We start from the raw sequence: 21,361 nt of genomic DNA on the forward strand, positions 1-21,361 counted from the left end.
ATGTACGAAAAAACATTTCCGAACAAGCGATTTAAACATACACTAGCCTTTTTACAAAAACATATTTCCCCTTCGGAAGCTATTCTGGATTTGGGTGTTGACAACCCGTTTTCGAAGATTATGAAAGAAAACGGCTATACCGTAACCAATACCAAAGGAGAAGATCTGGATATCGATCAGACGGCACTTTCGGAAGGCAACTATCCGGTAACCACTGCTTTCGAAATTTTCGAGCATCTGTTAAATCCGTTTACGGTTTTACAAAACATCCAATCGGACAAACTGATTATTTCGATTCCGATGCGTTTGTGGTTTTCGCCTGCTTACCGTAGCAAAACCGATATGTGGGATCGTCATTACCATGAATTCGAAGACTGGCAACTGGATTGGTTATTGGAAAAAACCGGCTGGAAAATTCTGGATCGCGAAAAATTTACCAACCCGGTAAAACAGATCGGAATTCGTCCGTTACTACGCCGTTTTACACCGCGTTATTATATCGTGTATGCTGAAAAAGTAAAATAATGAGGTACTATATCGTTATTCCGGCACATAATGAGGAGGCGTTTATTTCGTTAACCCTGGAATCGTTGGCGGCACAAACCGCACTTCCGCAACAGGTTGTGGTCGTAAACGATAATTCTACGGATAATACCCATGCCATTGTGAACGATTTTGCAGTACGCTATCCCTGGATTTCGATCATCGAAAAAAAATCGGATGCGATCCATTTACCCGGAAGCAAAGTTATTCAGGCATTTCAAAAAGGATATGAGCAATTGGATGGCAACTATGATTTTATTGTCAAATTGGATGCCGACCTGATTTTGCCACCCAATTATTTCGAAACGATTATCCGCATTTTTCAAAGTGATTCCGAAATCGGTATGGCCGGCGGTTTCGCTTATATCCAAAAAAACGGCGATTGGATACTGGAAAACCTGACCGATAAAGATCATATTCGCGGTGCTTTTAAAGCCTATCGCAAAGCCTGTTTTGAACAGATTGGCGGATTAAAACCGGCAATGGGTTGGGATACGGTTGACGAATTGCTTTGCAAGTTTTACAACTGGAAAGTCGTAACCGATGCAAGCTTACAGGTAAAACACCTGAAACCGACCGGAGCGAATTACAACAAAACGGCACGCTATAAACAAGGTGCTGCATTTTACAGTCTGCGCTACGGCTTTACAATTACAGCTATCGCTTCTTTAAAACTGGCCCTATTAAAAAAGAAACCATTTCTTTTTATCGACTATATGGTTGGTTTTTTTAAAGCCTGGTTGGGTAAAAAACCGTATTTGGTAACGCCGGAACAAGGTCGTTTTATCCGAAAATACCGTTTCCAAAAAATGAAAGCCAAGCTTACATAGGCCAAAAAACTCCGTCGCAATACCCCAAAACTCGTAACTTATTGGTATTTTAGCCAAGATTTATTAAATATTATGCTTAGATATCTGTCACAAATAGGAAAATACTTCCTGATGTTGAAAGAAGTCTTCAATAAACCGACAAAATGGTCGGCGATGAAGCAGCTAATTTTCAAAGAAATAGACGATTTAATTATCGGATCACTGGGAATTGTGGCGTTTATTTCGTTTTTCGTTGGTGGCGTAGTTGCCATCCAAACGGCGTTAAACTTAACCAACCCGTTAATCCCAAAATACCTGATCGGTTTTGCGACCCGTCAATCCGTAATTCTGGAATTTGCTCCTACTTTTATCTCCATCATTATGGCCGGTAAAATGGGATCTTTTATCACGTCCAGTATCGGAACGATGCGCGTAACCGAACAGATCGACGCTTTAGAGGTAATGGGAATCAATTCCCTGAACTACCTTGTATTTCCAAAAGTAATCGCATTGCTATTGTATCCGTTTGTTATCGGTTTAAGTATGTTTTTGGGAATTTTAGGCGGATGGATCGCCGGTGTTTACGGTGGTTTTGCATCGAGTGATGAATTTATGACTGGTTTACAAGTGGAGTTTATTCCGTTTCACGTGGTTTATGCTTTTCTAAAAACCATCGTTTTTGCTTTATTATTAGCAACGATCCCATCGTTCCACGGATACTATATGAAAGGAGGCGCATTGGAAGTAGGAAAAGCCAGTACGACGTCGTTTGTATGGACCAGTGTGGCGATTATCCTTGCGAATTATATTTTAACACAATTACTTTTAACCAAATAATCATGATCGAAGTAAAAGATATCGAGAAATCATTTGGTGACACCAAGGTTTTAAAAGGGATTTCCACGGTTTTTGACACCGGGAAGACCAATTTGATCATTGGACAGAGTGGTTCCGGGAAAACCGTATTATTAAAAAGTTTATTGGGCATTCATACGCCGGACAAAGGAACCATTTCGTTTGACGGCCGGATATACTCCGACCTTACCAGCGACGAAAAACGTGATTTGCGTACCGAAATCGGAATGGTATTTCAGGGAAGTGCGTTATTCGATTCGATGACAGTAGAGGAAAACATCGGTTTCCCATTAAAAATGTTCACCAATAAAAACCCGCGTGAAATTCAGGAGCGTGTTGATTTTGTTATCGACCGTGTAAAATTGATCAACGCACATAAAAAGAAACCTTCCGAAATATCCGGAGGGATGCAAAAGCGTGTGGCTATTGCCCGTGCGATTGTAAACAACCCAAAATACTTATTCTGTGACGAGCCCAACTCCGGTCTAGATCCGAAAACATCAATCGTAATCGACAACCTGATTCAGGAAATCACTGAAGAATACAACATCACTACCGTGATCAATACACATGATATGAACTCGGTAATGGAAATCGGGGAAAAAATTATTTTCCTAAAAGAAGGAATCCTTGCCTGGGAAGGTACGAAGAGGGAAATCTTCAAAACGGATAACGAGGCCATTGTGGACTTTGTATATTCATCAAACCTGTTTAAAAAAGTACGAAAGGCACAAAACAGAGAGCAATAAATCGGCATCTCTATTAATATCATCAAGGGCACAATACTTATTGTGCCCTTGATTTTTTTTACGATCATACGATAATTTATGCTTTTTATAGTACAACAAAAGGTATAAAGATTTCTTCATCGATAAGATCTTTACAAAGTCCCAACAGATCGGTAACCTTCAGGACATTATGTGGCCCTCTTCGCAATACAGCATCTGTATTGACTATTGTTTCTGTCATATCCTGATTAAAAACATCTTTAAAATAAATGGTTAGCTGTTTCACCCGATCAGTACTGGTTAATGTTACCAGAAAAGCATTACGCTTTTTGCTAATTCTTAAATCATAGGCACTTCCAAAATCCGACAGATCGATTGTATTTTGCTGAACTGCTAAAAAATGTCCGTCAAAAACAATTAGCGGTTTATTCGCATTACACATATAGTTTTTTATATCGATTGTATGCGTGGTATGACTTGTCGATATTGTCCATTCAAAATCCATAAATTCCTTTGGAATAGTGATTGTTTCTGCTTTCAAATTAGCCAACAGGACCGCTTTTTTAGTACTTAATTTCATATAAGCTGTTCCCGAAGTATTAATACAAACCACATCATCGGCTACTGTGAACTTCTCTTTATAGATTGTATTAAAAAAGTGAAAATCGAAGGTTTCCTTAAATACAGGCTCATTAAACAGGTTCCATTTATCGAAATCGATTTGTGTTACCACTCCTTTTTTAAGATTGTTATCATAATAGAATGAGAAACCATCCTGGGTCGAAAACAACATATTTGTAATGACATTATTGTTTACTTCAAATCCATAGATAATGATTTCTTGTAACAGAAACCCTTCCAGTGTCAAAACGGGTACTAATTCTGTTGTTTTATTTAATGTGAACTTGCAGTTGTCAAAATCCAAGAGTTTATAATCTTCAAAATGAATCCTTTCTACTGACACAGTAAGTTCTTCTTTTTTTACAGATACCGGCTCAACATGTAAAATAATTTGCTGTGAATATTGCAGCTCCCGTTTTCCTATTTGGCTAACGATATACATATTTCCGCCTCCTCTACCCACAACTTGTACAAATGTACTTCTACCCAGGAAAAACACATTCGGTTTATTGGTAGCACCTTTTATTGCGGCTAAACGATACACATTATAATTAATAAAGGCCGGACACTTTACGATATTAAAATTAGTAATCGAAGCTTTGATACAATTTTCATATTTTCCGCCTGCATGGTCATTATAAATATTCTGATAACCGACAATATCGAGATCTACTTTAATATCCAGTTCAATATGCGACAGATCCAAAACATTATCTCCAGAACCTCCAACGAGTTTATACGTTCCGCTTTGTCCCAATGCCACGATATTATTACCTGGTCCGGTCGTTATCGTAAACTGATACGCGGCATATTTTTGTATGGTTTCTGTTGCTTTCGTGACATCGGACCAATCGACAATATTAGGTGTCATAAAGAGATTGTTTTCGCTGTTGCCCGTTACAGTACATGAAGCGCCATCCTGTTCAATAGGATTAGTACCCGATTCTTCACAAAAAGTTTCCCAATATCCGCCACTGGCTCTTTGATTTCTATCGTCATAACCCAACCAGTCTGAGATATATTCCACCTGAGACATCAGTTTGTAACGAATTCCAAAACCTAATACCACTGTATTGATAATTCCTTTACCAATCGCCAATGGCTGATTATTAGGATCAAAAAATTCTTCGCGTGCGAAAGGCGGAATTGGTGCTGTAGAGGGGTATCCGTAATCCACTCTTTTTTTCACTTGTTCCGGTGTTTCGTTTGGCCAATGTCCGTAGTGAAGAGCGGTATCATTAGACTTGGTATAGGTTAAGCGGTACGGATTTTTATCATCATCCGTAAGCACCAGGACAACATCTCCCAAAATTTGATTTCGCGAAAGATCAATGATTCCATCTGGAGACTTATGTGGTACAGGATCGGCAAGGGAACGCATAATATCCTGCCATTTAACAAATTGATAATACCGTTCATGAGCATTTGCCAGATTGTGTACAATTGCAGTCACGCCTAATCCTACGGCACTAACAATCAGTACAGGTATTGCGGCTTCGGGGACAGCAAAAGAGGCTAGTGTAAGTGCTGCCACCATAGAATCTACTACCAGCTGACTTATTGCTACAGCTCGTTCTGGGCCGGATCCTGCTTTATTCAAATAGATTACATCTTCGTACAATCCCCATATATTGAGTCCTATCAAAGGTAATTTTAAAAATACACTAATGGATGTTAGCAACTTACCAATGTCTCCCCCTATCTTTAAGGCGGTTTTTTCGCATAAATTTGCCAAAGTTCCTTCTATAGAAAAAGTAAATATTGTTCCCGATTGCGCCAGAGTATCTCCTATAATAAACATGGCTATTGTACCCAACATAGCATCGGCCAACTGTTTTCCGCCCAGTGCTACAGCAGCAATATCGTAACTACTCCCATATCCGCCCCGTAAAGCTACAGCCCCGCGAATTAGCCCCATCAGTCCTAAACCGGCACCCCCTAAAACTAGGGCAGGTTCTGCGCCTTCGGCCAGGGTATATACATGATTACTTATTGTTTTTTCCAAATCGGCACAATCCATTACAATTGCGACTTCTTTTCCGGTTTCTTTATTTATTAATGTTAGTCCATATTTCTGACCTTCGAGTTTTTCGACCGCACCGCTCTTGAATTTATACATTTCCGGATTAATTTCCATATTGTTCAGCAGACCGTCTAATTTAACTGAAAACTGACCGTATATATCAGCCACTTGTTCAGACGATTGCAATATATTATAATGCAATGTCTCGACATGTCCCGTCGCTTTTCCATTGGTCAGATCAGACAGTAACAAAACGCCATTATCCGTTGGTAATTTTCCAGCCGTTTTTAAGATTTTTAACCTGTTAATAGTAGCTGTATCGACTTCATTGTTGTACATAAAGCGATATAATTTTTGAGCATCAAAAGACATTTTATCCCAGAAATCCTTATCGCTAAATGGGGTATTTTCGTCAAGAGGTGCCCAATTATACATCCCTCCCATCTCAACCAATTCTGTTCGTCTAAAACCTGTCTCATTAAATTTTACTACTCCGTTTTTTCGGTCTAAACTTCTTAATTTATCAGATGTCAAAGAAATACCACCCTGATTTATTATATCGGTAAAATAGCTTAATCCTCCAAAAGTGCTCAGATCAGAATTACTGTATCTTGTAATATATACTTGATTATTGGCCAATCCATAATACCCTCCCAGCCCACTAATCAGATCTAAATGTTGCTGAATAAACGAGCCCGCTTTTTGAAGGTTATCAAAACTAACATAACCAATATTAGAATCATAAAAAGTATACCAGTCTCCTTTACGGCTCAAAGTCATTCCGTGGTTAGGTGTGGCCAATAGAAATCGTTCATTTTTTGTAAAAGTCAGTTTGTTTATGGCATCGGATAATCTTTCTACAGGAGCAGTAGCCGTCTCTTTGAATATTGACTTTTTCACTTTAAACAGTTCTTTATTTACAGCTATATTTAGCGCTTTTAATTTCCCTAAAAACTGATTGTAAAGTCCTAAATCAGATGCAGACAGCACATTATCCATTTTGTTTAATTGTAACCCGGACAGCGCTGCAATATCCGAAGCAAATACATCAGTAGCATTTAAGTCATCTGCCAACCCCTGTATCACCGATAAGCCCAGGCACAAACCTTCCGACTCTTCTATTGGCAACAATAACTCTTGCGGTAAAAACTGTATATTTCGCGGTTGAAAGTTGTGTGCCAATTCATAAAAACGTATCGCTTTCGTTTCAAAATAGTCTTTAAATTTCAGCACCCTTTGTAAGTTTCTGAAATACACGTTTTCCAGTTCTTCATCCATAGTAGGAGAAGGAGCATAATCAAAATGCGTATATAAATCGGCGAATTCGGGTTCGTTTACAAAATAAGAGACATATGTTGGAAACATGCCTACAGGCTCTATAAGTTCAAGATTAGAAAAAAAGTTTCCATATTGTGCTTTAAAAAAATTATCACGGGCAAAGTCGATCAATCCAACACCACATAAAACATCATTATCTACATCTACAGAGTCCAGAAATCGGTTTAGTCGATAGTGTGTTTGTGCTTCTATTGTAAAATTTTTATAATTTCGGGCATCAGTATCCAAACCGCCATAAAATTCTTCGCTAAATACTTCATCTCTAAATGTTCTAAGACTTTGAAGTGTCATGTTAACAGAGAGGTGTGGTAAAATCTGTTCGACTATCTTAGACGATTTAACCAGATACGCTATAACAGCCTGTAATCCGGCCGAATTCTCTTTTGCACTAATTATAACACGAGAGCGTTTATACTGCTCTATAAGCTCAGTACCCCGGGTACGCTTAACATAATCTTTAAAAACATAGTTGTGTTGTATTGTTTTAAAAAATCCTACGGGTTCCAATTCTTTAACAGCATCCCATATGGCATTAATTTTTTGTTGGTCACCTAAAGATGCATCTAAATAGCTTACATCGGCAGGATGCTCTTTCTGTAGTATCTTCCGTTCAATTATACGCTCTTTAATTGCATTTTCCACCTGTTCTTTATTATCACAGGAAGAAACTCTTACTGCTTCCTCCATTCCGGGTAACAGCACTGAATTTGTGGTATGAAGTTCAAGAATATTGGTTACCGAGTTGTTATATTTTGGCAAGCAACCTGTTTCCAGTACATTACCGCCTTCTGATTTTAACACCAGTAAAGTCAGGACACTTTGAGCAGCGCGATAATCCATACGCATTAATACTTCCCGATTGTAGTAACGCTCTAAATCGGGGTTTTCAGACAAGATATCTTCGACATCTTTTGAGGCGAAATGGGGATATTTTCGTGGAAACTCATCTTGAATTCTATCCAATAACTCTTGTCGGTCATTGATTTTTTGAATATAAGCCTGTATTCTATCCTGAGGTACGTGGAGCTGGTCATTCATAAACCGAACCCGAAAGTTATCCCATTGTTCATGAGGTTGGTCTTTTATAAAATTATAGGCCGTATCCTGTAAAGGTATTCCTTCAGAAGGAACCAATGCTTTAAATTCCTCGAGAAAAGCCGCTGCTGTAGCCCGAAGCTGCATAGCCTGACCTACCAAATTTCTTAATTGTTGTAATATCTCAAGTGTTGGATTTTGTCTGTAAACCTCATTTAATGCTACTATCTGATCTTGAGTAGCATTCAATTGTTCCAGTGTAGCGATTCGTTCAGGATATAAAGCACGCCATCGATCCATGACTCTCCGGATGGCTATTCGATGAATTTCAACATATAAATCATTGACAAGCACATTATTCTTATCGGTCCATAAATTGACCGTAGAGGGCGTTCCTTTTCTGCTTTGTGCAATTAACCATGTCTCGATATTAGCCATATCATATTCTGTAAATGATGGTGAAACATTTACAAAATGGAATACATCTTCTAATTCCGAGTCGAGCGTTCCTACATAAACAACATTTCGCACTATAATAGAATCCGTGCTTAGCATCGTATTTGAGAATGTTATGATTTCCTCCGGCGTATTATGAAGCAATTGTCTGACATATTCAAAGGATAAATCCTGTAAAAATGACATATCATTTTTCAAAATTATTAATAGTCGAAATCCTTCTTCTCCTATTCGTTGTGGATCAGGTAACTCATGATAGTCATTCAAATGACTTCTAAGTGTAGCAAATGTAACATTGCAATATTCTTCCAACTCATTTCTTAATGCAGGATCAGCAACATTATTCAAAATCTGGGCAAGTAGGTTGTCCCAGGTAATAACAGGTTCTGGTAATTGTGGCATATAAATAGTATTATTAGTTAGTACTCCAAAAAAGGGAACAATACGAAAAAGAACGTTTCACAATATTCCGGATAATCCCTGATTTTATATTCTGATTTTCATTTTTGAAATTCATAAAACACAGGCATCCTATCCGATATACTAGTTAACGCTTATTTATTCAAAATTTAGTAATGTTATTTTAAACAAATCGCATTCAAGCTCTTACTTACCTTTATCGGTAACATTTTGACCTTAACCTGTTAACATTTAATATTCAAACAGCCGTTGATAATCTAAAAAAGCTATTTAAACCTTAACCTATACGACAACGGATAATCCTATTATAGCTTCTTCCTGTTTGAACGCCAGCTATAGCCATAAAAAAATCCCCAAAAGCATTGCTAATGGGGATTTTTACTATTTATTTTTCTTTATTTCTGATCCAGCAGTACACTAATCTTTTTAATTTCCTGCTCTTTATCTTTCGGATAAATCAACAGCGTATCGTTTTTATCTACGACAATAAAATCGCTCAACCCGTTAATCACCACGAGTTTTTTACCTTCAGTCCGGATAATATTATTAGAAGCATTCTCCAGAATCATCGTTGCATTTACAACAGCATTGAATTGCTCATCTTTTGGCAATTTTTCATGTAGCGATCCCCAGGTTCCCAAATCGTTCCAATCGAAAGTTGCCGGCAATACATATACATTTTTGGCCTTTTCCAAAACAGCATAATCAATCGAAATATTTTCGGCATCGCCATAAATTTCGTGGATAAACTCCTGTTCCCTAGGTGTATTATATACGCTAATTCCTTTTTGAAAAAGGGCCATCATCTCTGGAAGAAAAGTTTCGAAAGCTTCGGTAATGGAACGTATACTCCAAATAAAGATACCGGCATTCCACAAAAAGTTACGGCTTTGGATAAACGCTTTAGCTGTGGCATAATCCGGTTTCTCCCGGAATTGCACTACTTTTTTAATTGGGTTATTATCCAGCTTATTGTACTCAATATAACCATAACCGGTATTTGGGAAAGTCGGTAAAATCCCTAATGTCATTAAAACATTGTTTTGAGAACAGTTCTCGAATGATTTTTGAAGATTGGCTATAAATTGATCTTCATCCTCAATCCAATGATCACTTGGCGCTACAACCACTAATGCATCTGGATTTTTTTGTTGTATTTTTAAAGAGGCCAATACAATACAAGGTGCTGTATTTCGCATTACAGGCTCCAGGATTACCTGTTCCTGTTTTACCTGAGGCAATTGTTCCAACACCAACTGATTATAGCGTTCGTTGGTTAAAATCAATATATTTTCTTCCGGTACAATCTTAGAGAGTCTGCTAAATGTTTTCTGGATCAGTGTTTCCCCGGTTCCTAACATATCGTGGAACTGTTTTGGAAAATCGACTGTACTCACTGGCCAAAACCGGGATCCAACCCCACCGGCCATTAATATTGCATAATAATTTTTATTCATCGCATTGTGCCAAATGATATGGCTAATTCTTTAGTTTATTATCCGGGTAACAATTCCACTTCGGCATTGGGATTAAACAGGTACACCTTTCCCGAATTCAATTCCATACATTCGAATCGTTTGATTCGCTGTGCCCCTTTTTTAAAAATCCTTCCATTATGTATCCGAAAGATACTTCCATACGGGATTTCAAATATATAATTTTTATCGTTAGCAGGATCAAATTGTTTTAAAGCAAGGGCTAATGTGGCATCGGTATCGCTACTCGCTTTCGGGTTTCTGAAATGCCGGGCCAGCAACGGTAATAACTGATTGGGGAAAATCTCCGGTCGCAAAAACGGTACCATCAACCGCTGAAAGGTGTTTTTCCATTCGTCTCCATGCGGCTTAATATTCCGGCCATATTTTTCGAAAGCCACCAAATGAGCAATTTCATGAATAAGCGTCATAAAAAACCGATATTTATTCAGACTGGCATTAACCGTAATCTGATGATAGCCATCCGGATGTTTCCGGTAATCGCCATGTCGGGTTACCCTTTCATTAACGATTTTCAGATGTACGCGATTGAGCTTTATCAGCTCAAAAACGGCATCCAATGCATGCTCCGGTATATAGGGTGCTAATTTATCTTTCATGTGAATCCCTCTGAACGCGTTTATGGCGTGGTTGAAGAAACCTGTAGTACTTTTCCGTTGAAATATTTATTTCCGTTTAAAGCAAAATCAAAAATATAGTCGGCCATTTCTTTTGCGTTTAGCGGTGCTTCATATCCCGGGAATGCTTCCTGTAGCATTTCCGTCTGAACGGCGCCTAATGCCAATACATTAAAAGCGATTCCTTTTTCTTTGTATTCTTCGGCCAATAATTCCGACAGGGTAATTACCGCTCCTTTACTCGAGCTATACGCCGCAAGTCCTGCAAATTTCATACTTCCCTGAATTCCTCCCATACTACTAATCGTTAGTACATGGCTTCCTTTTTGCAGGTATGGAATACAGATACGGGTTAAATTGGCCACACCAAAAACATTTACTTTATAAATATTTTCGAATTCCTGAGCCGAAATTTCCCCGAATGGTTTTAGCAATAACGCTCCGGCATTATGGATAAGGATATCCACTTTTTTCCAGGTCGTCGCGATAAATTGCTGTACTTTTTCCAGATCTTCCTCCAGTGAAAGATCAATGCTTAAACAGCTGATATTTTCATTTTCGAGTAATGCCTGTGGTTGTTTTCGCGACAAGGCCAACACCTGATGTCCCGCAGCTGCAAATTCCAATGCCAGTTCATATCCGATTCCTCTGCTTGTCCCTGTTATAATAATGTTTTTCATTGTATTGTAAAATCCTGTTCGATTGTATGCTTTTAATTTAGTTTAATCTCTTTTTGTTTCGAATTGGTCATTCCCTCTACTGCCGGGATGATTTCTTTCGCATAAGCCGCCATATGTGCCGTATCCATTAACTTAAATTCATCCGACGGATGATGGTAATAGGAATAATTTTCAAAATCGAATGTACAAACGGTTTGTGCCGGCACATTAAATTCGACAAAAAACGGATAATTATCCGACGCCATAAACAAGCGGTATTGCAATTCGACTTCTAAAAAACCTACGGTTTTCTTATGGGTATATTCATTAATTTTTTCCGACATATTCGATTTCCCGAAACCGGTTATATAGGACGAAAATTCCCGTTTCATCGGCACACCCAGCATTTCAAAATTCAACATGGTGTAGAGATTAAAATGCTGTTCTTTTAATTTTTTCGCCAAATGATAGGAACCTAACAACCCTTTTTCTTCCGCCGAAAAGAAGGCAACTAATATGCTTCTTTTGTTGGTTTTATTTTTTGCAAAATATTTGGCTACTTCCGACATTACCGTTGTTCCGGAAGCATTGTCGTTGGCACCATTGGCAATATCATCGCCATTAACCGGAGTCGACACGCGTCCGATATGATCGTAATGCGCACCGATAATCACAAACTCATTTTTAAGTTTCGGATCATTTCCTTCGATAACACCTACGATATTAAAAGCCGGTTTATGGAAATTACCCAACGTATCCCGGTAAGTTTTAAAATAGGGTTTAATATTGTTTTCGCGCATCAGGTTTTCAAGATACACGGCTGCTTTTTCAATTCCTTTACTGCCACTATCACGACCTTCCAGTTCGTCGGAAGACAAATATTGTAAGGTATTGGATACATCCTGCTGCTTCACTTCATAAGCAGAAGCCGTAGCAGTTGTATCATTTTTAGTATTCGATGTTGCACATCCCAGTAATACGAATGGTAAAAGGTAAAGTGTTTTTTTCATGGAGGAGTCTTTTTACACTTTCGCTAAAATACTAAAAATCCCGTCCTGAATTTCAAGACGGGATTGATTTTTATTTGGAATATTCCAGATTACGCCAGCATAGTCACCGGGTTTTCCAGATACTGTCTTAAAGTTTGTAAGAACTGTGCTCCGGTTGCACCATCAACAGTTCTGTGATCGCACGCAAGGGTTACTTTCATTGTATTTCCAACAACGATTTGTCCGTTGCGAACCACCGGTTTTTCAACAATCGCTCCTACGGATAAAATTGCCGAGTTTGGTTGGTTGATGATCGAAGTAAATTCTGTGATTCCGAACATTCCTAAATTCGAAACGGTAAATGTACTACCTTCCATTTCGGCTGGTTGTAATTTTTTGTTTCGGGCTCTTCCGGCTACATCTTTTACATTAGCACCGATTTGAGATAAAGTCATCTGGTCTGCAAAACGCAATACCGGAACGACCAATCCGTCTTCTACCGCTACCGCTACTCCTATGTTTACATGGTGGTTGATTACCGTTACATCGTCTTTCCACTGTGAGTTTACCTGCGGGTGTTTTTTCAACGCCATCGCACATGCTTTGATTACCATATCGTTAAACGACACTTTGGTATCCGGCAATCCGTTAATCATTTCACGGGAAGCCATCGCATTGTCCATAGCCACTTCGATAGTCAGGTAATAATGTGGTGCCGTAAACTTCGATTCTGCCAATCTACGGGCGATCGTTTTACGCATTTGTGAGTTTTTCACTTCTTCCACATAGGTTTCTCCAGCCGGAACAAAAGGTTTTACCTGAGGTGCAGCAACTGTAGCAGCCGGTGCACTTGCGGTTTGCGGTTGTGCCGAAGTCGCCTGAGGCGTAAAGCTCTCCACGTCTTTTTTAACAATACGTCCGTTTTCACCCGTTCCTTTTACCTGAGCCAAATCAACACCTTTTTCCTGTGCGATTTTTTTAGCCAAAGGCGATGCCAATACACGTCCGTTAGCTGTTGTAGCTTGTGGCGCTGCTGTTTCAGCAACGGTTTCTTTTACTTCTGTTTTGGTTTCGGCAACGGTTTCTGCCGCACCACCGGCTTTGTAATTTGCGGCAAGCGCACTTACATCGGTACCGGCAGGGCCAATAATCGCCAGAATACTGTCAACCGGAGCCGACTGTCCTTCCTGAACACCAATATACAAAAGCGTACCGGCGTTAAACGATTCGAATTCCATCGTTGCTTTATCGGTTTCGATTTCGGCCAGGATATCCCCTTCCGAAATAGCATCACCGATTTTTTTCAACCAGGTTGCTACGGTACCGTCGGTCATCGTATCACTCAGACGCGGCATCGTAACTATTTTTACACCGGCAGGAATTTCGGCTGCCTGTGGTTTTGTTTCTGTTTTTACGTCTTCCGAAGCCGGAGCCGTTTCTTCTTTCGGAGCTGCCGCCGCGCTCTGACCACCACCACTTAATAAAACGGAAATGTCTTCGCCCGGGTTACCGATAATTGCCAATAAAGCATCTACCGGAGCCGATTCTCCTTCTTGTATTCCGATATGCAATAAGGTTCCCGAATTAAACGATTCGAATTCCATGGTTGCTTTATCGGTTTCAATTTCTGCAAGAATATCGCCTTCTTTAACAACATCTCCTACTTTCTTTAACCAAGTCGCCACAACACCTTCGGTCATGGTGTCACTTAGACGGGGCATGGTAACAACTACTGCCATAATCGATTATAATTTATGTGGTAAAAATGGGTAATTCTCTTGTTCGTATACTACGTCGTACATTACGTTTAAATCCGGGTAAGGTGATTCTTCTGCGAATTTTTCACACTCTTCCACAAGATCTTTTACACGCTGATCGATCGCTTCGATTTCAGCTTCTGTAGCATAGTTTTTTTCTTTGATAATATCCAATACCTGTGTGATCGGGTCGATTTTTTTGTATTCTTCCACCTCTTCTTTGGTACGGTAGTGTTGTGCATCCGACATAGAGTGTCCTCTATAACGATATGTTTTGATTTCAAGGAAAGTTGGTCCGTCTCCACGTCTTGCTCTTTCCATCGCTTCATGCATGGCTTCGGCTACTTTTATCGGGTTCATTCCGTCTACCGGTCCACATGGCATTTCGTATCCTAATCCCAGTTTCCAGATGTTGGTATGATTGGCCGTACGCTCTACAGAAGTTCCCATCGCATAACCGTTGTTTTCAACGATAAATACTACCGGAAGTTTCCATAACATTGCCATATTAAAAGCTTCGTGTAGCGATCCCTGACGTGCCGCTCCATCTCCGAAATAGGTTAAGGTAACCCCACCTGTTCCAAAATATTTATCCGCAAAAGCGATACCTGCTCCAACCGGAATTTGCGCTCCCACGATACCGTGACCACCGTAAAATCCGTGTTCTTTAGAGAAAATATGCATCGATCCACCTAATCCTTTTGAGGTTCCGGTCGCTTTTCCTAACAACTCCGCCATTACTCTTCTCGGATCAACTCCCATACCAATTGGCTGTACGTGGTTACGATAAGCTGTGATCATTTTGTCTTTGCTTAGGTCCATTGCATGAAGTGCACCCGCTAAAACAGCTTCCTGTCCGTTATACAAATGCAAAAAACCTCTAACTTTTTGTTGTATATATAATGCAGCCAGTTTGTCTTCGAACTTTCTCCAGAACTGCATGTCCTCATACCATTTAAGGTAAACTTCTTTTGTGATTTCTTTCATATTGCTTTTACTTTTGCTGTTGCACCGTATTGATTTGACAAAGCATAATACAGCACCTTACACAATTTTGCGAACGGCAAAAATAAGACATACTCGGAAGAAGTAAAAATTTACAGGAATGTATTTTTGTTATTTTTTTGTCAAGTTTTAAAAAAGGAGTTCAAACAAACCGTTCTTTTTAAAACAATAAAATCTTCCAGCCTTATTCTCTCACAATTCCACACCAAACCGTTATAACGATACCCTACCGTTTACAGGAATTTTTTATCGAAATGGAATGGCAATATATTTTGTAATGAATCCGATTTATACACTTCACCCACTTCTCCCATAAAATACAGTTCAATTGGTTTTTCCTGACGAAACTCGTATTCGGCAATCGATTGGCGACAAGCCCCACAAGGTGGTATCGGCGATTCAACCGGTTTTTCGTCGGAAGTAGCCGAAATCGCAATTTTTAAAATCTGCGCTTCCGGATATAAAGCACCCGCCTGGAAAATCGCTACTCTTTCAGCACAAAGTCCGGACGGATAGGCTGCATTTTCCTGATTGGATCCCACCACCACTTTTCCATTATCCAATAAAATGGCCGCTCCTACCCGAAACTTCGAATACGGCGCATAGGCTTTTTTACGGATTGCAACGGCTTGCTCCATTAATGGTTTTACTTCATTTGGCAATTCATTTTCAGAATCATATACCCAAAATGACGTTGTCACATCTATTTTCTTCATATTAAAAACTTCTTTTAGACAAAAAATCCAAATTCCTAACGGAATTTGGACGCTTTGTTTATTATATTATTATCTACTAATATTCATCATAGGAATCTCCGAAATTGAATGTCAGAGAGAAACGCAAGGTGTTTTCAAGCGGGTTTCTCACTTTCGATGTTGAGAACAAATAGGAAACATCCACTTTTACAACACTATATTTGAATCCGGCACCCATTGTAAAATATTTACGGGCTCCTTTTAATTCGCTTTCGTTAAAATATCCGGCACGTAAAGCAAAGGAATTCTGATACATGTATTCTGCTCCTAAAGCCCAGGTAAATTCTTTTAACTCTTCGCTCATTCCACCCGGTGCATCGCCAAACGACTTAAACATTCCGGAAACCCATCCTGTTTTACGGTAATCGGAAATTGCGATATTACGGTCGTTACTATCGATAACTCCGTCACCGTTAAGATCGGTAACTTCCGGTGGTGTTGGCACTAATAATTTATTTACTTCTCCCATTACGGATACTTTATTGTATTCGTCCAGGATAAAATCGAAACCGGCACCTAATTTTAGGTTTGCAGGAAGGAAGTTACTACTTAGATCGTCGTTATCATAACTGATTTTCGGCCCCATATTCTGGAAGTTAAAACCAGCTCTCCAACGTCCGTCGAAATCGGAATAGGCAATTTCTTCCGACTGGTAGAAACCGGCAACATCAACAGCAAACGTATTGGCTGCAGAAGCATCGTTTGTTCCATCGTTAATTTTCAGATTCGAACGGATATAACGTCCGGCAACCGCCATTGCGAATTGATCACTCAATTTCAAAGAGTAGGATGCATCCAAAGCGAATTCGTTTGGACTAACGGTATTTAACTGGTTCCCCAACGCATCGGTTAGCTGAATATCACCTAATCCGAAGTAACGCAAACTACCGGCAAAGGCACTACGTTCGTTGATTTTATTAAAGTAGGTAATCTGACCTAATGAAATGTCATTGGCAATGGACGTAAGATATGGGGTATAACTCACAGAAAACCCTTGCTTTGTTAAGGCAAAAGCATATTTCGCCGGGTTGTATTGTTGCGAATAAGCGTCGGAAGAGCTCGAAACACCGATATCTCCCATACCCGCTGCTCTAGCATCGGCAGCAATCATTAAAAAAGGAACTCCGGTTGTAATAACTCTATCCTGTGCTTGCATCCATTGGGTTGCGCCTGCAAACAAACACAACGATAATATTGCAATTTTTCTCATTAGCTATTATTTGATTTAATTCAACAAATATAATATTTTATTAAAGGATTACAAGTTTTTCGTACTTTTCGGCCCTTTTATTTGAAACCGAAGATTTAACGGTTAATTTATATACATATACTCCTTTTCCAATCCGATCTCCAAAATCGTCTCTTCCATCCCATTTAATATCACGCGACAGAAACCCTTCTGTCATAATGGATTGATTAATCGTTTTCACCACTTTTCCGGTAATCGTCATGATCTGAACCTGTACATCCAATGGTTCGTACGGACTGTTATGCGTGAACCAAAATTCAGTATAACTTACAAAAGGATTCGGATAATTTAACACTTTATCCAGCTCCAGACCTTCATCGCCAACCACTACAAACTGAATTTCGGCTGTCACAAGATTATTGTATACATCCCAAGCTTTAAACGTGAGCGTATGCAATCCTTTTGCCAGATTCCGGAACGGAAACCGTAGTTTTCCTTTGGTATAATCGTCCGGAAATGTTTCGTAATAATCGTTCATCACATACGGCTTGGTTTCATCGCCATCCAGGATTCCGATAATATCGTGTCCGATACCACTGGCCGTATTAATTCCGTTTTCGTCTTCCAAAAATGCCAGTAAATACGGTGATGCATTGGTAATTCCACCCGACACAAACGATTCGTCATTCATATACAAACGCACTTTTGGCGGTGTATTATCGACCGCAGCATTTGGATTTACGCCACCAATCTGAATCAACGTATCGTAACCGGTTTGATTTTCCAATATCTGTTTTCGCTTCGCATAAAAACTCACCCTTCCGTTACCCACCGGTACCCGAATATCTTTTGGCATTACGAACCCAAACTCGAATGTACCGTTAGTCACCGAGGCATTTCCTCTAAAAACGGTTTCTCCCAGGGTTTTAAAATTCATAATGATCAGACCACTACTATTAGAAGCACCATTATTACCTAACGTACTTCTTGAAATTTTCTTATCAAAAATCTGCACGGCCAGATCACCATTATAAGACGGTAACGGATTTCCAATTTCATCGGTTACTTCCCCGGCAAGTTTCACATACGAAAGCGCCTGCAACGCATTGTTAAATCCGGCGATCGGAACATCATTCACTTTTGTAAGTCGGATTTTTGGCTTTGGTATCGCCAGCTTCATCGCCGGATCACCAATAAAAAACACCACATTCCGGTTATCGGTCAGATTTTCATTTTTCGTTCTACGAAGTGCTTCTGCCATGGTACCATATACATCCGATCCATAGGAATACAGGAATTTACTCAAAGATTTGTTCATATTTAATCCGGTAGTGATTCCGATTTCCCGCGTTGTTGCGACTAAAGCCACCGCTCCTCCGGCTGTATTCCAATACATATATTCGCCTCCTGTTGGACGATACGGATTATCAAAACGGGTAAACTCACAAGTGATTGTAATAAACAACGGATAGCGAAAACGGTTGGTCAGGTTTTGTGCATCCGCTTTATCAAAAATACGTTCGGTAGCCAAACCATCTTCCCCACCGTGACCGAAGTAATTCACCGCCAAAGCACCTTGTGCAAAAGCCTCTAATATATCCAGTCTTGCTTTCGGATAGCGCTCCCCTCCGGCAGCCACTTCCTGTAAATAGGAATCGGTATGGATTTTTTTTACGTTTACAAATGGTTTTTCCTTATATAATTCATCACCCAGTGCATTAAGATCAAACTGCAAACCGGCATCGGTAGTATTATCGGCGTCATCCGAAATCAGCACATAATTATTGCGCCATCTACCATACGATCGTTCATCAAAATACTCCAGAGCCTTTCCGACCATATCACTAGCCTGCTGACCGGAACTTACCAACATCCTTCCCACCGCAATATCCAAACCGTCCGTTGTTAGCATCGGTCCTTCAGTCGGATCCATCAACACATAAAAATCATCCGACATAAAAGAGGCGTAGGCCGAGAAATTCTGCGAATTATTTACTTTCGGATCACTTGGATTGAGTCCGTGGAAAACCGGCACTATATTCGTATTGTTTGGAATTCTGTTTTTATAATCGAAAGAGGCATCGCCAAACATATTCACATATCGTACTCTTTTAGTCGGCGTTGAGGCATTCCAGTATACATATTTAATAAAATTCCGAATTGCAGCAATATCCTGTTTCCCCGATGAAAACTCCTGATAGACATTTTCAAGGTTAACCACTTTCACATTTAACCCGGAGTTATTACGGTGATAATTTGCCAATCGTTCTGCCTGACCATTTAAAGAAGCCGGCGTTATGATCAGGTAATCTACGTCCTGAAATTCCCCTTGTTGGTTTTTAAAGATCGTTCCTTTTAAATCCTGATTAGCAATACGTCCCGCACCATCATTTAATGGCGAATACAAATCGTTATAATCGACCGCTACATATTTACGGACTTCACCCAAATTGGCTTTAAACGAAAAAGTAGCTTGTCCCTGATTTTCAAATTTTGTAACATTATAAATATCGGTCACATCCCAAACCTGTCCGACACCGGAAGCATTGGACACTATATATTCCGCTACACCTATATTATTGGCCGCATCATTTCTGTAAAACAAAAACTGTTTCCCATAGCCTGACAATTGGCGTTGCGATTCCAACGCAATATAATCAAGATAACCATTGGAAGAAGGCACCCCTCCATTATCGTACGTCAGTTTTACCGAAATGTCCCCGGTAGTAGCCGAAAAGGTATTTTCCAGCAAGGTTTCATAAGCCGCTACATGCACATCCGGACTCAACGCATTAAAATTGGCCGTTCCAATACTTTGTTCGTTAGCCTTTACCTGAAAAGAGGAATTTCCATAGGAGGCCGAAGCCATATTCACCCGGATTTTCACCGGTACAGAAGTCACAATATTTGGTATCTGGAATTTGAATGTTTGTTCGTTTTCGATGGCGAACATTTCTCCGAACCATTTGCGTCCCAGTCGGCCGATATTCACTTTATCCACTTCGTGAAACTGATAATCGTCAAACTGGTTATAGGTTACGGTTGTTGCCGCTGTTGGTTGCACATTGGTATTGATTCGTTTTCCCGGGCCGCCTTTTGTCGTTATATAATAATGCGAACGATCGGCATACAGATTCACATTAGTAAGGCTTTCCTTATTCCAACCTTCCGGTCCTTCGGCATAAAAAATAATATAATCGTATTCTCCGAAATCCCCATCACCTTCACCGATTACCTGAATCGCATTTTCTTCCAGATCATCCGGATAAGGCGTACTATTTAATAGTGGCAACATCCGCCCGCCGTTTCCGTAGATTTTAATATTCCTCGGATCCACACCGGTATTCATACCCAGTTGTTGTAAAAAAGCTCTTGATATTTTATAAACCCCTGATTTTTCAACATAAAAACGATAAAAATCACCGGAAGCCAATACAGAACTCGTAACCGCAGCTACATTCATATTCTGAGAAGCAATTCGCAACGAAGCGCTATTTGAAAATTCGGCGTCCAGCGAAACCACTCTTTTAAACGTTTCGCCTACCTTAATAATAGGAGAAAAAATCAGCACTGCTTTTTGCTCGTCTCTTGCGATAAAATGCTCCAGTTTTTCATTCAGTTTATCCGGTAAAGACGCCACCGAAAGATCATTAAGATCGCTACGACTAACGGATTCGTAAACCACATTCGAAATTTTCAGTGATCGGGTATCGACAGCACCATTAATCGGAATCGCTTTTTTAAAACGGATACTCTTTAGATCGGCATTAAATTCGAAGTTTTCGGCAGCAAATTGCGGCACCTTATAATTAACGGTTTCATACTGTATTCCTGCAGCCGGTTTCCATTCAATTACAATATGCTCTTTCTGCTGCGCAAACGATAGCAGACTCGTAAACAAAAAGATAAAGAGTATATATTTTTTCATCAAGATCAAAACGTATTAATTACAGAGATATTACAAAGAGAAAAAATATTTTTTGGAAAAACTAATTTCGCACTACATATAAATAAAAAGGTCGCTTACACAATATCTGAATACAACTGGCGTTCTTTATATTAGATT

14 protein-coding genes are annotated in these 21,361 nt (G+C 39.6%); 4 read left to right on the forward strand and 10 right to left on the reverse strand.

What is annotated here, in order from left to right; all coding sequences use genetic code 11:
• From AAFN64_RS12920 to AAFN64_RS12935, 4 genes are all read left to right on the forward strand, one after another.
• Entirely contained in the window at positions 1–525 is a 525-nt protein-coding gene (locus AAFN64_RS12920) for a methyltransferase (RefSeq protein ID WP_347760721.1), read from the forward strand.
• Positions 525–1,373, forward strand: coding sequence for a glycosyltransferase family 2 protein (locus tag AAFN64_RS12925; RefSeq protein ID WP_347760722.1), 849 nt, complete (start codon positions 525–527; stop codon positions 1,371–1,373). Before AAFN64_RS12920 ends, AAFN64_RS12925 begins: the two co-directional genes overlap by 1 nt.
• A gap of 72 nt (positions 1,374–1,445) precedes the next feature.
• Complete coding sequence (locus tag AAFN64_RS12930; RefSeq protein ID WP_300487435.1) at positions 1,446–2,189, forward strand: ABC transporter permease; 744 nt, start codon at positions 1,446–1,448, stop codon at positions 2,187–2,189.
• A gap of 2 nt (positions 2,190–2,191) precedes the next feature.
• The gene (locus tag AAFN64_RS12935) at positions 2,192–2,956 is read left to right on the forward strand and encodes an ATP-binding cassette domain-containing protein (RefSeq protein WP_300487432.1); all 765 of its coding nucleotides are present in this window, start codon (positions 2,192–2,194) and stop codon (positions 2,954–2,956) included.
• A gap of 85 nt (positions 2,957–3,041) precedes the next feature.
• On the opposite strand, the gene AAFN64_RS12940 is transcribed toward AAFN64_RS12935, so the two are convergent.
• From AAFN64_RS12940 to porU, 10 genes are all read right to left on the reverse strand, one after another.
• The gene (locus tag AAFN64_RS12940) at positions 3,042–8,810 is read right to left on the reverse strand and encodes a TcdA/TcdB catalytic glycosyltransferase domain-containing protein (protein WP_347760723.1); all 5,769 of its coding nucleotides are present in this window, start codon (positions 8,808–8,810) and stop codon (positions 3,042–3,044) included.
• Between the two features lie 413 nt (positions 8,811–9,223).
• On the reverse strand, positions 9,224–10,285 hold the full coding sequence (locus AAFN64_RS12945) for a mannose-1-phosphate guanylyltransferase (RefSeq protein ID WP_300487426.1): 1,062 nt from the start codon (positions 10,283–10,285) through the stop codon (positions 9,224–9,226).
• Positions 10,286–10,323: 38 nt separating this feature from the next.
• Positions 10,324–10,923, reverse strand: coding sequence for a SprT-like domain-containing protein (locus AAFN64_RS12950; RefSeq protein ID WP_300487423.1), 600 nt, complete (start codon positions 10,921–10,923; stop codon positions 10,324–10,326).
• A 20-nt stretch (positions 10,924–10,943) separates the two neighbouring features.
• Positions 10,944–11,621 carry an SDR family oxidoreductase gene (locus AAFN64_RS12955; protein WP_300487421.1) on the reverse strand — a complete coding sequence of 226 codons (678 nt, stop codon included), beginning with the start codon at positions 11,619–11,621 and terminating at the stop codon, positions 10,944–10,946.
• Between the two features lie 32 nt (positions 11,622–11,653).
• A complete protein-coding gene (locus tag AAFN64_RS12960; protein ID WP_347760724.1) occupies positions 11,654–12,610 on the reverse strand; it encodes a M28 family peptidase in 957 nt (318 codons plus the stop codon).
• Between the two features lie 89 nt (positions 12,611–12,699).
• On the reverse strand, positions 12,700–14,328 hold the full coding sequence (locus AAFN64_RS12965) for a pyruvate dehydrogenase complex dihydrolipoamide acetyltransferase (protein WP_347760725.1): 1,629 nt from the start codon (positions 14,326–14,328) through the stop codon (positions 12,700–12,702).
• Between the two features lie 6 nt (positions 14,329–14,334).
• Complete coding sequence (pdhA, locus tag AAFN64_RS12970) at positions 14,335–15,333, reverse strand: pyruvate dehydrogenase (acetyl-transferring) E1 component subunit alpha (protein ID WP_347760726.1); 999 nt, start codon at positions 15,331–15,333, stop codon at positions 14,335–14,337.
• Positions 15,334–15,584: 251 nt separating this feature from the next.
• Entirely contained in the window at positions 15,585–16,067 is a 483-nt protein-coding gene (gene cdd, locus AAFN64_RS12975) for a cytidine deaminase (protein ID WP_300489772.1), read from the reverse strand.
• Positions 16,068–16,143: 76 nt separating this feature from the next.
• Positions 16,144–17,316 (reverse strand): type IX secretion system outer membrane channel protein PorV, encoded by a 1,173-nt coding sequence (gene porV, locus AAFN64_RS12980; protein WP_300489775.1) that lies wholly within the window; start codon positions 17,314–17,316, stop codon positions 16,144–16,146.
• 40 nt (positions 17,317–17,356) lie between these two features.
• Entirely contained in the window at positions 17,357–21,223 is a 3,867-nt protein-coding gene (porU, locus tag AAFN64_RS12985; protein ID WP_347760727.1) for a type IX secretion system sortase PorU, read from the reverse strand.
• Between the last annotated feature and the right edge of the window lie 138 nt (positions 21,224–21,361).

Origin of the sequence: Flavobacterium sp. CAU 1735, assembly GCF_039888695.1 — a bacterium.
GTDB lineage: Bacteria > Bacteroidota > Bacteroidia > Flavobacteriales > Flavobacteriaceae > Flavobacterium.

Excerpts from the sequence above, each read along its gene's own strand:
- AAFN64_RS12920 (WP_347760721.1), top strand. The coding sequence starts at position 1 with ATGTACGAAAAAACATTTCCGAACAAGCGATTTAAACATACACTAGCC.
- AAFN64_RS12925 (WP_347760722.1), top strand. The coding sequence starts at position 525 with ATGAGGTACTATATCGTTATTCCGGCACATAATGAGGAGGCGTTTATT.
- AAFN64_RS12930 (WP_300487435.1), top strand. The coding sequence starts at position 1,446 with ATGCTTAGATATCTGTCACAAATAGGAAAATACTTCCTGATGTTGAAA.
- AAFN64_RS12935 (WP_300487432.1), top strand. The coding sequence starts at position 2,192 with ATGATCGAAGTAAAAGATATCGAGAAATCATTTGGTGACACCAAGGTT.
- AAFN64_RS12940 (WP_347760723.1), bottom strand. The coding sequence starts at position 8,810 with ATGCCACAATTACCAGAACCTGTTATTACCTGGGACAACCTACTTGCC.
- AAFN64_RS12945 (WP_300487426.1), bottom strand. The coding sequence starts at position 10,285 with ATGAATAAAAATTATTATGCAATATTAATGGCCGGTGGGGTTGGATCC.
- AAFN64_RS12950 (WP_300487423.1), bottom strand. The coding sequence starts at position 10,923 with ATGAAAGATAAATTAGCACCCTATATACCGGAGCATGCATTGGATGCC.
- AAFN64_RS12955 (WP_300487421.1), bottom strand. The coding sequence starts at position 11,621 with ATGAAAAACATTATTATAACAGGGACAAGCAGAGGAATCGGATATGAA.
- AAFN64_RS12960 (WP_347760724.1), bottom strand. The coding sequence starts at position 12,610 with ATGAAAAAAACACTTTACCTTTTACCATTCGTATTACTGGGATGTGCA.
- AAFN64_RS12965 (WP_347760725.1), bottom strand. The coding sequence starts at position 14,328 with ATGGCAGTAGTTGTTACCATGCCCCGTCTAAGTGACACCATGACCGAA.
- pdhA (WP_347760726.1), bottom strand. The coding sequence starts at position 15,333 with ATGAAAGAAATCACAAAAGAAGTTTACCTTAAATGGTATGAGGACATG.
- cdd (WP_300489772.1), bottom strand. The coding sequence starts at position 16,067 with ATGAAGAAAATAGATGTGACAACGTCATTTTGGGTATATGATTCTGAA.
- porV (WP_300489775.1), bottom strand. The coding sequence starts at position 17,316 with ATGAGAAAAATTGCAATATTATCGTTGTGTTTGTTTGCAGGCGCAACC.
- porU (WP_347760727.1), bottom strand. The coding sequence starts at position 21,223 with ATGAAAAAATATATACTCTTTATCTTTTTGTTTACGAGTCTGCTATCG.